Here is a 13711-nt window from a genome sequence, read left to right as displayed (position 1 = left end):
TCTAGAAGGTGTTATTGTAGGTATATAGAAATCTTGATTATCAGAGGATATGAAAAAAGATTTAAAAGACTTTTATAATGTGCATAGGATTTAGCTATCTTTCTTTGCATACAGAAGGGATAATAACAATGATTACACACGAAACAGAACGACTATTAATCCGTAGATATACAGAACAAGATGGAGAAGATCTTTATGAATATCTATCGGATGAGGAAGTAGTAAAATTTGAGCCTTATGAAACATTTACATTAGAACAAGCCGAACAAGAGGCAATTAATCGTTCCAGTAATGATTGTTTTTATGGGGTTTGTTTAAAAGAAAATAACAAATTAATCGGTAATGTATATATTGCAAAACAAGACTTTGACACATGGGAAGTGGGGTATGTTTTCAATGCAGCATATCAAGGCAATGGATATGCAACGGAAGCAACCAGAAAACTTATAGATGTTGCATTCAAGGAATGGGGTGCTAGAAGAGTAATTGCCATGTGCAATCCTTTAAATACGCAATCATGGAAACTATTAGAGCGTCTTGGTATGCGTAGAGAGGGAACGTTACGTCAAAACATTTATTTCAAAACAGATCAAGAAGGTAATCCTATCTGGTGTGATACATATGAATACGCTATTCTAAAAGATGAATGGTGTTAAGGCAGAAGAGTCATAAATATATATAATAAATTTACCGTATAAGAATAGATGTATGTTCTTATACGGGCCTTTCTTATTAATTGACTATTGATAATAAAGGGGGTATTATATTTATAGATATTTGAGTTATTAAGTAAAATTAAGTAATTAGAGGTGTGTGTATATGTGGATTTTATTTGCTCTTGGTTCTGCCTTGTTTGCTGGTCTTACTGCAATATTAGCCAAATGTGGTATCAAAAATACAGATTCCAACGTAGCAACAGCTTTAAGAACAATAGTTGTTTTATTTTTTTCATGGATTATGGTAATCATAACTGGTTGCTATCATGAACTTGGTAATCTCTCTACAAAAACATGGGTATTTTTAATTTTGTCAGGTCTATCAACTGGTGCATCATGGTTATGTTATTTCCGTGCTTTACAAATTGGAGATGTCAATAAAGTAACACCAATCGACAAATCAAGCACTATAATGACAATGATATTAGCAGTAATTTTTCTAGGAGAAATCTTTTCCCTAATAAAATGTTTTGCGGTAATCTCTATCGGCATTGGAACCTACCTAATGATTCAAAGAAAAAATACGACTACAAATGAACAAACACATAAAGGCTGGTTATTCTATTCATTTGGCTCAGCTATATTTGCGAGCTTAACCGCTATTCTGGGTAAAATAGGAATGGAAGAGGTGAATTCAACACTAGGTACCGCAATCAGAACAATTGTGGTATTAATCATGGCATGGCTAGTAGTATTCGTTACTAAAAAGCAAGATACAATCAAGAATATAGACCGTAAAAGTTGGATTTTCCTTATCTTATCAGGTTTTGCAACTGGTGCTTCATGGCTCTGTTATTACCGTGCATTACAAACTGGTGATGCAAGTATTGTTGTTCCTATAGATAAGTTAAGTATACTCGTAACAATTGTATTCTCTTATCTTGTGTTTAATGAGAAGTTAACGAAAAAAGCCACAATTGGTTTAGTTTGTATTGTGGTTGGAACATTTAGTTTATTACTTTAACTATAAAGGGGATATATAATGCATAATGAAGCTATTAATACGATAAATAAAAAGAGGTTACTCTACTTAATATCTTTTATAGTACTTATGATTATTGAAATAGTAATTGCCTTATATATCCATGATACCCTTATCAGGCCATATATTGGGGATGTTCTAGTTATAGGACTTCTTTATACTTTTATAAGAATATTTATACCAGAACACATACATAGACTGCCGTACCTTCTCTTTGGTTTTTCAACTATTATTGAGATTTTACAGTATTTTAATTTTGCGAGTTTGTTAGATTGTGTAAATTCTGAGGTTTTACGCATAGTATTAGGATCAACCTTTGATTTGAAGGACATTCTGTGCTATGCATTTGGAACAATGATTATTGTAATAATTCAACACCTTATTAAAACTAAGTAATATACTATATAAAAGAACATAGAAAGAAGAATCCGCTATGAAAACATATCTTACAAAAAAGCAAATTGAAATTAAATTTACAATATTACTAGTTATTTGCACTTTCGTAATAGCCATAAGTGCGTGTACCAACAAGCAAAGCAATACAAATGAGGATGCATCTGTTACTAACTCCTCAAAAAAGCAAGATACAAATTCAGATTCTTCATCAAATACAGCCTCTTCTCTAAATACTAGTACATTAAATACATACTATACAATCGTAGATGATAACGAAGATACCCTTTGTGCCGTTTATTTTCTTGGCTATTTTGAAGAGGAAGCAAAAGAAAACGCTACTCAATTATTTAATACAAATAATATAAACCTATCCTTTGATTCTATAGATGACTTAGAACGTGCAGATGCAGATGGCAACGAATGGTATCTGATACTTCCCAAATATCTGAATACACAAGTAGTCGTTTCAAAGGCTGAATTAAACAATAATGGGGAATTAAAACCTACAGAAGATATTCTCACTACTACAAAACCTCTACTTTTGAAGTGTAACCCTAGTGATATTGTTCCTTCTTCACAGGTTACAGTTACCTATAACAATGATAGTATTACCTTTAATCCATCTATTAGCCTGAAAGATGGTGATATTACACCTTTTGATCGCGTATATACAAAGTCTATGCTCTTCGCTGGACCAGATATGGATTCATGGAATACCTTACTTACTGACATCTATAATGCAGCTCCAGGTACAGCAGGTTCCTCTTTAAAAAGTGCGAGAGCTGCAGGAGAATTATTGGATTGGTTAGAAGATTATGCACCGATGACAGACATGGATACCCTAAAAGAAGCAACTAAGACTTGGATGACTGATAATAAAGATATCATTACATCCATGGAAGACTTAGCAGCTTCCTGGAATAGTGTAGCTAATAATGCAAAAACAATTCTTACAGACAGGGATGGTATTCTTTCATTACTGGAGGATGCAGGATATACATTACAACACGATACATACACAGAAACCAATATTAATAATCTTAACGCTATATTCGACGAACTATTTTTAACTTGAGTTAAATTCATAATTTAGTATAATATAGTTAGTTACTAGTTGTTATAGTTAACTAACTATATTTTAATTCCACTCTTTGTGATAGTAATTGGAGGTAGTTATGCGTACAGAATCAGAAATGTATCAGATGATAGTAGATATCGCCAAACAAGACGACCGTGTTCGTGCAGTTTATATGAATGGTTCAAGAACCAATCCCAATGTTCCAAAAGATATTTTTCAAGACTATGATATTGTTTATGTAGTAACAGATACCAAACCATTCTATGAAGCAGAAGATTGGATTTACAAATTTGGTGAGCCCTTATATATGCAAACACCTGAAAAAATGGACAAATTACGCGGTAGGGAATGCCATATTGAAGATACATATGGATGGCTTGTTATATTCAAAGATGGTAACCGAATTGACTTACATGTGAATTCTATTTCCTATGCAAAGAGTGACATACTTAATGACAAGTTATGCAAGATACTATTAGATAAGGATAATATCCTACCACAGATTCTAGATTCAACAGACATAGATTACCATGTAAAAAAGCCTACAGAAATATATTTTCGTTGTGATTGTAACAACTTTTGGTGGTGTTTGAACAATGTTGCTAAAGGACTTTGGCGTGATGAAATTCCATATGTCATGGACATGATAAACTTCGAAATCAGGCCTCTTCTCATTAACATATTGTCATGGAAAATTGGTATTAATACTGGTTTTTCCTGTAGTGTTGGAAAATCAGGGAAATTTCTGAAACGTTATCTATCTGATGAAATGTATACTAGATTTATAGATACATATTCTGATGGTAATCTCGATCATCTGTGGAGTAGTGTATTTGGTATGTGTGATTTATTCAATGAAGTGGCTAATGAGATAGCACTAAAATTGGGTTTCACTTACAATCACGAGGAGGCAAAAGCAAGTATGAAATATCTAGATGTTGTTCATACTTTACCAAAAGATGCAAATGATATTCCTTCATTCGAATCACAAGAGTAGATAACATATATAAAGTGAGGATTCAATTATGGACAAGAAACGACTAAAACTTAAAAGTGTAGGTATTGAATACCTTGAACAATACAATCAATTATTACGTTATGTATTCCAAGTTACCGATAACGAATTACACCAAATAGGTTGGGAAGAGAAAGAAATGATTCGTGCTAAATCCCCTACCCTGAAAAAAGCTGATGTACTAGGGTAGTTTGATGGTGATAACTTGATATCTCAAGTTGCTGTATACCCAATGAAAGTTCGTATATTTGGTCATACTTATGCAATGGGCGGACTTACAGGGGTTGGTACTTATCCAGAGTATACCAATCAAGGTCTTATGCATAAATTATTATATCAAACATTAAACGATATGAGAGAGCGTAAGCAATATATATCCTTCCTTTACCCGTATTCTATACCGTATTACAGAAGAAAGGGCTGGGAAATCATATCGGATAAGATAACCTATGAGATACAAGATTATCAGTTGCCTAAGAATCGTCAAGTAGCAGGTGAAGTCAGGCGTGTATCAACTGACAGCGCGGAAGTGAAAGAGGCTTATAATAGATTTGCTCTTAGAACACATGGAGCACTATTACGTGATGATTTAGCATGGAATGAATATTGGTTATGGGATTCCGATGATTTAATGGCAGCTGTTTACTATAACGATGATAATGAAGCAGATGGTTATGTTATATATTGGATTGCAGATGATGTATTCCATATAAAAGATATGATTTTTATAAATGAAGATGCGAGAATCGGTCTATGGAACTTTGTTGGTGCACATTTTTCTATGATTAATAAGGTCATTGGTAATACATTTACAGATGAACCTTTATCTTTCTTGCTAGAAGATGGTGATATTAAAGAAAGCATCGCGCCATACTTTATGGCTAGAATTGTTGATTTTGAGAAATTTATAGAACAATACCCATTCAAACCAGATACGGTTGACCGTGAGTGGACATTCATATTGAATGATCCTTTACTCGCATGGAATCAAGGTACCTTTACCTTACGCATTACTCATGATGGTAAGGGAACGGTTACACACTCTACGAAAAAAACAACGGATTCCATTAATATTCAAACAATGACTACAATGTTAATGGGCTATAAACGTCCAGATTACCTTCATAAGATTGGACGTATTGAATGTAGCTCTGAAATTGTTGACATGCTTGAAGATGCTATAGAACAGCAATCACCATATTTTTCTGATTATTTTTAAATATTTTGAGGCAAAACTCTGTATACTTTACATAGCTTCTTAGCTGGCGTACTATGACACGAAACACGCTACACATCTAAGTACTTCTAAGTGTGTACATTATGGTTGGCTAAATGGTACGGAAACACCTTAGATTCGGCATCCTGCCTCAGCGAAGGCTTGCTCGGCTTCCGTGCCTCGCATTCCTAGGTTATGTGGTACACACTAAGAAGTACTATAGATGTTTCGCTATTGTTTCTTAGTCATAGTACGTCAACTAAGAAGCAAATCTACATTACCTAGAGTTTTGCTTTTCTACTTTATGGACTTAAAAGTAGATGAGGAGTAAAAATGAATACATTTACTTGATTATTTATTATTAACCTCAATAAAGATAATTTGAGTAATACTCTAAATATACAATTGAAAGAATAGATTAACACCGATAGTATAATACTCTAAGAAAATATTTTTCTTATAATAAAAAAGATAATTAAGGATTAAGAAAGAAACCTATGAATTTAGATCACTACAAGCAATATAAATCATTTTTACCAGGACTAAAAGAGGAATGTCCAGAGGAATTTATATACCTGGCTCAATTATTTAAAGAGCAAGTCTTTGAATTATTGGAAAAAAAAGAAGAGAAGCAGTATTTTGTTGTGTATATGATGAATGACGCTATTGAAAGTTTTTTAGTTTTTGATAATGCCGTTTTAACAGGTGAATATGAGAATGATAATGAAGATACAATAGAGGGAAGCCTAGATCGTATTGGTGAAGACTATATGTTAATCGTAAGACAAGGGGAGAGTAATACTTTTACCATACGATTTTCAAAATTAAAGCTTGAAAACAATCTTTATCAATATCATAATATTGGACACTTCTGGGTAAAGGGAGATGAATATCTAAGACAGATTACCTACCGACTAGGGATTTTACAAGATAAATATGCGTTTCTTGGTGATAAAGTATGTAATCAAGAAGAGCTTACGTTACTTTCATTTTACGAATTTGCACCACTTCGAAATTATATTAGTGTTTCTTGGGAAAAGCAAGATAAGTTCATCTCAACAGAACGAGGAATAGATGCTTTCTTAGAATTAGCAAAGGAAGTAAAGGATACTTCTTTAGAAAAGTTGTTGATTCGATATAAGAAGCAACCGTCAAAGAGAATCGAATGGATGTTGACTAAGATGCTAAAGATGGTTAAGCATAAAAGGGTGATTGATTTACTTCGTAATAAGATAGATCAGGCTTCGAGAAAATATAAAGAAAGAAGTTTTACAGAGGAAGAAAATCAGTTGATTTCGTACTGCCGTAAACGACTGGAAGAGACATTAGAGCACAAATATAATGTAACAATTTTAGAGGAGCAACCTTTCAGTATAGGAGAAGAGTTTTCTTATTCCTTTCACATCCTACAATGGAAAGACGGTTGGATATTTCGTAAAGTCCATGTATATTCCATTGTACTAAAAGGAAATAATCTAGTATCATTAAAAAATGTGTTTGACAAAAGATTGCAAGGATATTGATTTTATTTATTTCATTGGATAGTATCAAACAACTATTATTTTGGTATCGATATATGTTTGATACTATCTTTTCATATTGATAAGTTAATACATATTAGTAATTAAAAGCTAACAGGTCCATCCTCTGTATTCATTTTACATCTACAATCCCCTTTTGTAGTACCACATACTTGTGTATCAGCAGGTGTTTCAGAAGGAATACGGGCAAGAGTTGTGTTATCCTTGCAACGATTTTGTAGAACACATAATGGATTAGGTGCAGTTTCGAATCGATAATCCTGTCCATTACATTTGATATAACGATCAATTACATTATGGCTAGCTACACAATTAACATTATGATTTACAATGTTTTGATAGCAAAAAAATGGATCATTGGAAGATAGTTCACACAGTGGAACTACACATTCCTTTCTTTGTGTATTACCTGTTGTTGTTTCAATTATGCCTCGAACATAATCAATATTAGGACGTAAGCATAAGAGCTCTGGGAAGTTTCCACATGGAATTACTTGTTGCCACTCCTTACATTCATATTTCCATAACAAATCCTTTGCTTTGTGAAGATGGGCAATTTCTTGAACGAGACAATCTTCCCATATGCGACGGATCCGTCTATCGCATTCTGTTTGCATACAGGAATAATACAGATAACATTCTGTATATTCATGCATTAAGAGATCTTCAAGCCATGTTGCAGTGGGATCTTTTAGACTTTCATATTGGCTAACATGTTCTTCTTCAATCATACCAATTTCTTGGTAAAGTCTACGTCCTAAATCTGATTTGTCATATAGTGCAGCAACGTTCATATAGAAATTCATGGTCTGTTGCTCAGCTGCGGTGATAATACCTATGTTGAGTTTCGTAAGTATAGAAGCTGTGTCATTGCATACATGTGTAAATATACTATCAACTGGATGACGATGTTCTGATATGGTAGGCCTAGCAGGTGTAATTTCTGTATAACAACCAACTAATTTCTCTGGACAAATACCGTATTCGTAATCTAGAAGGTTAGAATAACGATAGAGATGATCGAAATCTTCAAGTAAGGCAAAATTAAGAGCATTTTTAACATTGCAATCTGATTCTTGTTTTGCAAGGACAGCAGTTAGGTCTACTGCAAGTTGTTCATATGTTATGGTATGTTCAAGGGTGGATTCATCTTTTGGCTTCAAACAGCTGATTCTTCTTTGCTGTTGTTGTTCAATTCTTCTTATTAATGCTAAATCCCTTCTCAAATCATTGTCAGTACAATGTCTCGAAAAATTACGAGTAAACCATTGAGCTTCAAATTCTGTACCATTCATAAGTACGATACGACATTTCGTGTAAGGATCTACTGTCTCCTTATTATATGGACATGGATATATCGTGTTCCAATCCATAAAGGTTTTTTCTATTGGTAAAGGTCTTTCTTCAAATGGATTAAAACTATGCATAACGCCTCTTTAATTTTTATTTCTTATTAATATATGAAATACTGCATATAAATTGCTTGTTTAAACAGATTATAACCTTAAAATATGATAGCTACGATTATTTCGAACGTATTTTACCTAGCGGATTTGATTTGACAGCTTCACGTAAGGCATTATCATTAATATGAGTATAGATCTCTGTTGTAGAAATACTTTCATGTCCAAGAATAGTTTGTAATTTTCTTATATCAACTCCATTCTGATACATGATGGTAGCCGCAGTATGTCGTAATTTATGAGGAGTATATTTATGCGCATCAGTAATACCCGATTGTATAATATATTTCTTAACCAAAACTTCTACTGATCTGTGACGAATCGGCTTTTTGTGTGTTGACAGAAAAAGCACATCTTTATATTGTAATTCTGTTTCAATGTTCAATCTTAATTCTAGATATTCCTTTAATGCAGCTAAACAAGCATCATTAAGATACACAGTTCTTTCCTTATTTCCTTTTCCTATAATCGTGAGAATGTCATCACTAATTCTTGATATCTGAATACTACATAGTTCTGAGAGACGAAGACCACAGTTAAGAAATAGTGTAAGTATACAATAATCTCTAGTGTAGTTTTTCTTATTCCTATCCAAGGATTCCAATAAACTAATACTTTGATCTAAAGAAAGATGCACAGGTTGGCGTTTTTGAATCTTTGGTGATTCAAGCTCGATGGCAGGGTTATGAGAAATTGTTTTTTCTTTTGAATACAAATAGTTGTAATATGATTTTAGTGTAGCAACCTTTCTTGCTCTAGCATACGTTCCATTATTTCTATATTTCTCAACAAATAAAAGAAATGCGTACAAATCGTTCAATTGAATAGAATCAATAAAAGAACAATCAATATTTCTAATATCAATGGTTTCAAATGGAGTGTTACCAGGCACTTTTTGTTTATATAGCAATAGAAAGCGAAAGAAGATTGTTAAATCACTCTTATAGCCTTCAATTGTATTAGTTGATTTTCCCTTGATTGTTCCCAGGTAAAGTAAAAAACTTTGCACACTAGTTGGTAAATTATCTTGTTTCGTATTAAATATATCGTAAATCAATTTTTTCTCCTTAGTAATTATATGTATTAAATGGCATAACAAATTTAAAGTATGTTAGCATACATTTCTTTAATTTGGCAAGTTCTATTATAACAAATAGCAAACATAAGTTCTACTAGAACTTTTTTCATATTATTAACTTTGCTACATTATCATGGAGTTTCTTGTTTTTTACATAAAAACAAGCTATAATTATTTAAATTAAACTTTTGTAGGAGCGTATTTATGAAAATAAATTTTAAGAACACTACTAGTACATTAGAAGTACAGCATATTGAGTCATTGTATTTAATACCGATCGCACTAGATAACTTACATATTCCGTTTGTTTTTGATACTGGTGCGACGATGACGTTGGTGAATCAAACAACAGCTGCTAGATTAAACGCTATTCTAAGTTCTGAAACCGTAAAAGGTGCCGGTAATGCTGGAAGTATCTTTACAGCTAATACAGCTATTATTCCAGTAATACAGATAGGTGAGATAACCATAGAAGACCTACACGTGATTGTAGTAGAAGATGAGCAATTGGATTTTGGAGAAACTGAGAATGGAAATCATCTTATAATTAATGGCTTCTTAGGTTGGGATATTATCCAACACTTCAAGTGGCAATATAACAAGAATGAAAACTGTATCAATATGTCAAAATCCATGCAAGAACAAGTATCATCTAATATGAAAGATTGGGACAACATGCCAATTCTTCGTGTAATAATGAATGGAAAAGAAGAAGTATTTGGTTTAGATACTGGTAACACAGAAAGTATTCTTGGTGATCGTATGTACCATATATATTCCAATTCTTCTGAGGGTTCAGATTTGATTTCTGGTGTTGATGGGATCAAAGAAGAGAACGTTCGTATTGTTAAAGATTTTTCTTTCCTTATTTGCGGGGAATTAGTTACGTTAAATCAAGTTTCGGCTATTGACAGACAAGTATTTCCTACAGAAAACAAACAAATTAATGGCTTGCTTGGAGTTGACATTCTCGTGGGAAAAAGTTGGACCTTAGATTATGGTAATCGTTTCTTAGATATTAGAATTGGAAGTTCAGAAGGTTCCCATGTGTAACTAAAAATTGAAAAGTATAACGTTAAGTATCCGCATAAGTGAAACATAACTAAACTAATCATATAAGGGGTAAAGGTATGAAATATTTTATTAAAACATTAGAAACAATTATACTATCTATTATTATATTTTTGATTGGAAATATATATTCTATATCAAAGATACATAAGGTTCCAATGCTATTAACTGTCGTATTAATTATTTTATATTTACTAATCAATATCAATCCTTCTTTGTATAACCGCAAACTCCAAACAAAGAGACTACGTATCTGTGGTAATGGTTGTGACTTGTTGTGTGCATTTTTGATTTCCGTTACGGCTTCTGTGGTATATTCAATCATAGGTTTTGTTGGGAAATTACCAATTGGCTCAATAAGCAGTTCTCCTAGATTATGGATTATCAATACCATATTCGTTATTCTGCTTGAATCCGTTATATTCTGGAATGGTATTATACGAGTTTATACAACCTCGGTTCAACTAGGTATTAGATGGAGAGCTGTTGGACTTTTGTGTGGCTTCATACCTATTCTTAATCTAATTGTATTATCAATTATAATTAAAAAAGTAAGTGATGAAACTTGGTTTGAGAATGATATGATTCTTCGAAATCAAAAGAGAGGGAATGACAGAATTTGTGCTACGAAGTATCCAATATTATTAGTTCATGGTGTTTTCTTCAGAGATTCTAGTTATCTTAACTATTGGGGCCGTATACCAAAAGTATTAGAAGAAAACGGAGCCACTGTTTATTATGGAAATCATCAATCTGCAGCTTCTGTAGTAGAATGTGCAAAGGAATTGACTGATCGGATTAAGCAAATTGTAGAAGAGACAAATTGTGAGAAAGTTAATATTATAGCCCATTCCAAAGGTGGGCTAGACTGTAGATATGCAATTTCATTACTTGGTGCTGACCAGTACGTAGCTTCCCTTACTACAATCAATACACCTCATAGGGGGTGTGAGTTTGCAGATTATCTTTTAAACAAGATCTCACAAGAAAGGCAAGACTCTATCGCTAAGGTTTACAACAACACGTTAAAGAAATTAGGTGATACCAATCCGAACTTCTTAGAAGCGGTTTATGACTTAACTTCCAATGCATGTCAGCAAAGAAATGAGATGGTACCTGATGTTGATAATGTATATTACCAAAGCATCGGTTCGAAGCTTAATAAAGCCCTAAGTGGTAAATTTCCTTTAAATTTTACGTATCTATTCGTGCAATATTTTGATGGAGCCAATGATGGATTAGTTGGCGAAAATTCATTTCAATGGGGAGAAAACTACAGATTTGTTACTTTGAAAGGTAACCGCGGTATATCACATGGTGATATGATTGACCTAAACCGTGAAAACATTAAAAACTTTGATGTTAGAGAGTTTTATGTGGAATTAGTAAGTGGATTAAGAGAAAAAGGGTTATAATTATAAATAGTGAGGTGATAAAGATGGAAGTATTAGTTACTGATGGAACGGATAAGAGATTCATTCTTCTATGTCAGAAATTAGATGAATGCCTTAATGATTTGGTAGGCGGAGAAAAGCAGCGTGTACAATATGTGCAATATAATACATTGCAAGATATTCATGATGTTGTACTGATAATGGAGGGTGATAGAGCAGTAGGTTGTGGGAGTTTCAAGCAATATGATAAAGAAAAAGCCGAAATAAAGAGAGTTTTTGTTAATGAATCCTATCGTGGCAAACGATATGGTCGTGTTATTCTAAAAAAACTAGAAGAATTAGCGAAGAACAAAGGATATACGAAGCTTATTCTTGAAACAGGAAAACCTTTTGTAAACGCAATGCATCTATATCAAGGATTAGGATATCATGTTATAGAAAATTATGGGCCATATGTTAATATGACGGAATCTGTTTGTATGGAAAAAATATTGAATTAAAAATTAACCATTGGTTATATTTTGTGAATAAAAAGTAACAACAATTCACTTGTTAGCATAACAGGTCTTTGCTATTCTATAAATAGCAAAGGCCTTTGTTACTATTAAGAATGGGAGATATAATTATGAAAATAAATGAATTAATACGAAAGTATAGAAAAGAACAACATCTAACACAAGAGCAAGTAGCAAATTATCTTGGCGTGACAGCACCTGCCGTAAATAAGTGGGAGAACGGTATATCCTATCCTGATATTACTCTATTAGCACCTTTAGCAAGATTCTTAAGGACGGATGTAGATACGCTACTCTCTTTTCATGATGAACTAAGCGATATGGAAATTGATAAGATCATTATAGAGCTCTCAGAAGAAATAGCAACAGAAGGTTTTATGAAATCCTTTGAGAAAGTATCCCGGTTAATTAAGGAATATCCAAGTTGTGATAAATTAATATTAAATTCTGCCCAGCTTTTGAATGTATATGTTTTAATGGAAGAAATTGAAGATAAAGAGACGTATAAAAAACAGATTACAGCGTGGTATGAGGTAGTTGCTTTTGGTGACGATAAAGAGTTGTCAAACATGGCAACCGTATCATTATGTCAGGATTATATCACCAATGGTAAATATGAAGAAGCACAAAAGTTACTCGACAAAATGCCATCGATTGGATTTGATAAGCGAATACTCCAAGCAAACATATACGGTACTCAGGAAAACTACGATAAAGTTTATGAGATACATGAGGAATTACTATATCAGAATGCATCCGCTATTGTTACAAGCCTGTTGCAAATTATTCAGCTAAAATGTAAGCAGAAGGAGTACGATGATGCGTTGCACTATGCCAAACTTGCTCGTTTAGTATCAAAGAATTTTGAATTAGGCCAATATATCGCAAATTCTTCAGATTTTATGATAGCAGTAGAAAAGAAAGATATCAAAGAGACTCTAAGGCTCGCAGAAGAATTAATTTCTGGTGTCAAAGAAATATATTGTATAAAAGAATCAAAATTATATTCCCATAAAAAATTTAATGAAGATCCTGGACATAGTATGTTCAAGGATATGATTAAGAAGACATTTGAAAATGATAAAGATTTAGACTTTATTAGAAATGAACCTGGGTTCTTACGAATTAAGAAAAAACTTACTGAATTAGATACATTTGATTAAAATACATCTTATTCAAAGCAGATTTTAGTCCAACTAAAGAGATGGAAAATAGTAATAAAACTATACACCCTAAAATATTTCGT

At 32.8% G+C, this 13711-nt stretch carries 14 protein-coding genes and 1 pseudogene; 13 read left to right on the top strand and 2 right to left on the bottom strand.

What is annotated here, in order from left to right:
* Positions 1 to 128: 128 nt before the first annotated feature.
* The 9 genes and pseudogenes from ACW2QF_RS12035 (at position 129) to ACW2QF_RS11995 (ending at position 6926) form a co-directional block, all read left to right on the top strand.
* On the top strand, positions 129 to 656 hold the full coding sequence (locus ACW2QF_RS12035) for a GNAT family N-acetyltransferase (RefSeq protein ID WP_455716248.1): 528 nt from the start codon (positions 129 to 131) through the stop codon (positions 654 to 656).
* A 163-nt stretch (positions 657 to 819) separates the two neighbouring features.
* Complete coding sequence (locus tag ACW2QF_RS12030; RefSeq protein ID WP_455716247.1) at positions 820 to 1680, top strand: EamA family transporter; 861 nt, start codon at positions 820 to 822, stop codon at positions 1678 to 1680.
* An 18-nt stretch (positions 1681 to 1698) separates the two neighbouring features.
* The gene (locus tag ACW2QF_RS12025; protein WP_455716246.1) at positions 1699 to 2094 is read left to right on the top strand and encodes a ribosomal maturation YjgA family protein; all 396 of its coding nucleotides are present in this window, start codon (positions 1699 to 1701) and stop codon (positions 2092 to 2094) included.
* Between the two features lie 37 nt (positions 2095 to 2131).
* Complete coding sequence (locus ACW2QF_RS12020) at positions 2132 to 3169, top strand: hypothetical protein (RefSeq protein ID WP_455716245.1); 1038 nt, start codon at positions 2132 to 2134, stop codon at positions 3167 to 3169.
* Positions 3170 to 3269: 100 nt separating this feature from the next.
* On the top strand, positions 3270 to 4169 hold the full coding sequence (locus tag ACW2QF_RS12015) for an aminoglycoside 6-adenylyltransferase (RefSeq protein ID WP_455716244.1): 900 nt from the start codon (positions 3270 to 3272) through the stop codon (positions 4167 to 4169).
* A gap of 28 nt (positions 4170 to 4197) precedes the next feature.
* Positions 4198 to 4377: a hypothetical protein gene (locus tag ACW2QF_RS12010; RefSeq protein ID WP_455716243.1), complete on the top strand. Its 180-nt coding sequence runs from the start codon at positions 4198 to 4200 to the stop codon at positions 4375 to 4377.
* Positions 4378 to 4389: 12 nt separating this feature from the next.
* Positions 4390 to 5064, top strand: a pseudogene (locus ACW2QF_RS12005) (GNAT family N-acetyltransferase); the annotation flags it as partial.
* A complete protein-coding gene (locus tag ACW2QF_RS12000) occupies positions 5065 to 5406 on the top strand; it encodes a sterol carrier protein domain-containing protein (protein WP_455716249.1) in 342 nt (113 codons plus the stop codon).
* Positions 5407 to 5900: 494 nt separating this feature from the next.
* Positions 5901 to 6926 carry a DUF3878 family protein gene (locus tag ACW2QF_RS11995; protein WP_455716242.1) on the top strand — a complete coding sequence of 342 codons (1026 nt, stop codon included), beginning with the start codon at positions 5901 to 5903 and terminating at the stop codon, positions 6924 to 6926.
* A 101-nt stretch (positions 6927 to 7027) separates the two neighbouring features.
* On the opposite strand, the gene ACW2QF_RS11990 is transcribed toward ACW2QF_RS11995, so the two are convergent.
* On the bottom strand, positions 7028 to 8371 hold the full coding sequence (locus ACW2QF_RS11990; protein ID WP_455716241.1) for a hypothetical protein: 1344 nt from the start codon (positions 8369 to 8371) through the stop codon (positions 7028 to 7030).
* Between the two features lie 97 nt (positions 8372 to 8468).
* Positions 8469 to 9464 (bottom strand): tyrosine recombinase XerC, encoded by a 996-nt coding sequence (locus ACW2QF_RS11985; RefSeq protein WP_455716240.1) that lies wholly within the window; start codon positions 9462 to 9464, stop codon positions 8469 to 8471.
* A gap of 225 nt (positions 9465 to 9689) precedes the next feature.
* Between ACW2QF_RS11985 and ACW2QF_RS11980 the strand changes: the two genes are divergently transcribed.
* The 4 genes from ACW2QF_RS11980 to ACW2QF_RS11965 all read left to right on the top strand — a co-directional run bounded on the left by ACW2QF_RS11980 (position 9690) and on the right by ACW2QF_RS11965 (position 13628).
* Complete coding sequence (locus tag ACW2QF_RS11980; RefSeq protein WP_455716239.1) at positions 9690 to 10538, top strand: retropepsin-like aspartic protease; 849 nt, start codon at positions 9690 to 9692, stop codon at positions 10536 to 10538.
* Between the two features lie 77 nt (positions 10539 to 10615).
* Positions 10616 to 11971: an esterase/lipase family protein gene (locus tag ACW2QF_RS11975; protein WP_455716238.1), complete on the top strand. Its 1356-nt coding sequence runs from the start codon at positions 10616 to 10618 to the stop codon at positions 11969 to 11971.
* Between the two features lie 23 nt (positions 11972 to 11994).
* Positions 11995 to 12450, top strand: coding sequence for a GNAT family N-acetyltransferase (locus tag ACW2QF_RS11970; RefSeq protein ID WP_455716237.1), 456 nt, complete (start codon positions 11995 to 11997; stop codon positions 12448 to 12450).
* Positions 12451 to 12575: 125 nt separating this feature from the next.
* On the top strand, positions 12576 to 13628 hold the full coding sequence (locus tag ACW2QF_RS11965) for a helix-turn-helix domain-containing protein (RefSeq protein ID WP_455716236.1): 1053 nt from the start codon (positions 12576 to 12578) through the stop codon (positions 13626 to 13628).
* Positions 13629 to 13711 lie beyond the last annotated feature (83 nt).

Source organism: Anaerosporobacter sp. (genome assembly GCF_965301125.1).
Note: the sequence above shows the minus strand (reverse complement) of the source record. Positions and strands in the feature narration are given on the sequence as shown.

What these genes read in the sequence shown, in the direction of transcription:
- ACW2QF_RS12035 (WP_455716248.1), top strand. Translation starts at nt 129, where the DNA reads ATGATTACACACGAAACAGAACGACTATTAATCCGTAGATATACAGAA.
- ACW2QF_RS12030 (WP_455716247.1), top strand. Translation starts at nt 820, where the DNA reads ATGTGGATTTTATTTGCTCTTGGTTCTGCCTTGTTTGCTGGTCTTACT.
- ACW2QF_RS12025 (WP_455716246.1), top strand. Translation starts at nt 1,699, where the DNA reads ATGCATAATGAAGCTATTAATACGATAAATAAAAAGAGGTTACTCTAC.
- ACW2QF_RS12020 (WP_455716245.1), top strand. Translation starts at nt 2,132, where the DNA reads ATGAAAACATATCTTACAAAAAAGCAAATTGAAATTAAATTTACAATA.
- ACW2QF_RS12015 (WP_455716244.1), top strand. Translation starts at nt 3,270, where the DNA reads ATGCGTACAGAATCAGAAATGTATCAGATGATAGTAGATATCGCCAAA.
- ACW2QF_RS12010 (WP_455716243.1), top strand. Translation starts at nt 4,198, where the DNA reads ATGGACAAGAAACGACTAAAACTTAAAAGTGTAGGTATTGAATACCTT.
- ACW2QF_RS12000 (WP_455716249.1), top strand. Translation starts at nt 5,065, where the DNA reads ATGGCTAGAATTGTTGATTTTGAGAAATTTATAGAACAATACCCATTC.
- ACW2QF_RS11995 (WP_455716242.1), top strand. Translation starts at nt 5,901, where the DNA reads ATGAATTTAGATCACTACAAGCAATATAAATCATTTTTACCAGGACTA.
- ACW2QF_RS11990 (WP_455716241.1), bottom strand. Translation starts at nt 8,371, where the DNA reads ATGCATAGTTTTAATCCATTTGAAGAAAGACCTTTACCAATAGAAAAA.
- ACW2QF_RS11980 (WP_455716239.1), top strand. Translation starts at nt 9,690, where the DNA reads ATGAAAATAAATTTTAAGAACACTACTAGTACATTAGAAGTACAGCAT.
- ACW2QF_RS11975 (WP_455716238.1), top strand. Translation starts at nt 10,616, where the DNA reads ATGAAATATTTTATTAAAACATTAGAAACAATTATACTATCTATTATT.
- ACW2QF_RS11970 (WP_455716237.1), top strand. Translation starts at nt 11,995, where the DNA reads ATGGAAGTATTAGTTACTGATGGAACGGATAAGAGATTCATTCTTCTA.
- ACW2QF_RS11965 (WP_455716236.1), top strand. Translation starts at nt 12,576, where the DNA reads ATGAAAATAAATGAATTAATACGAAAGTATAGAAAAGAACAACATCTA.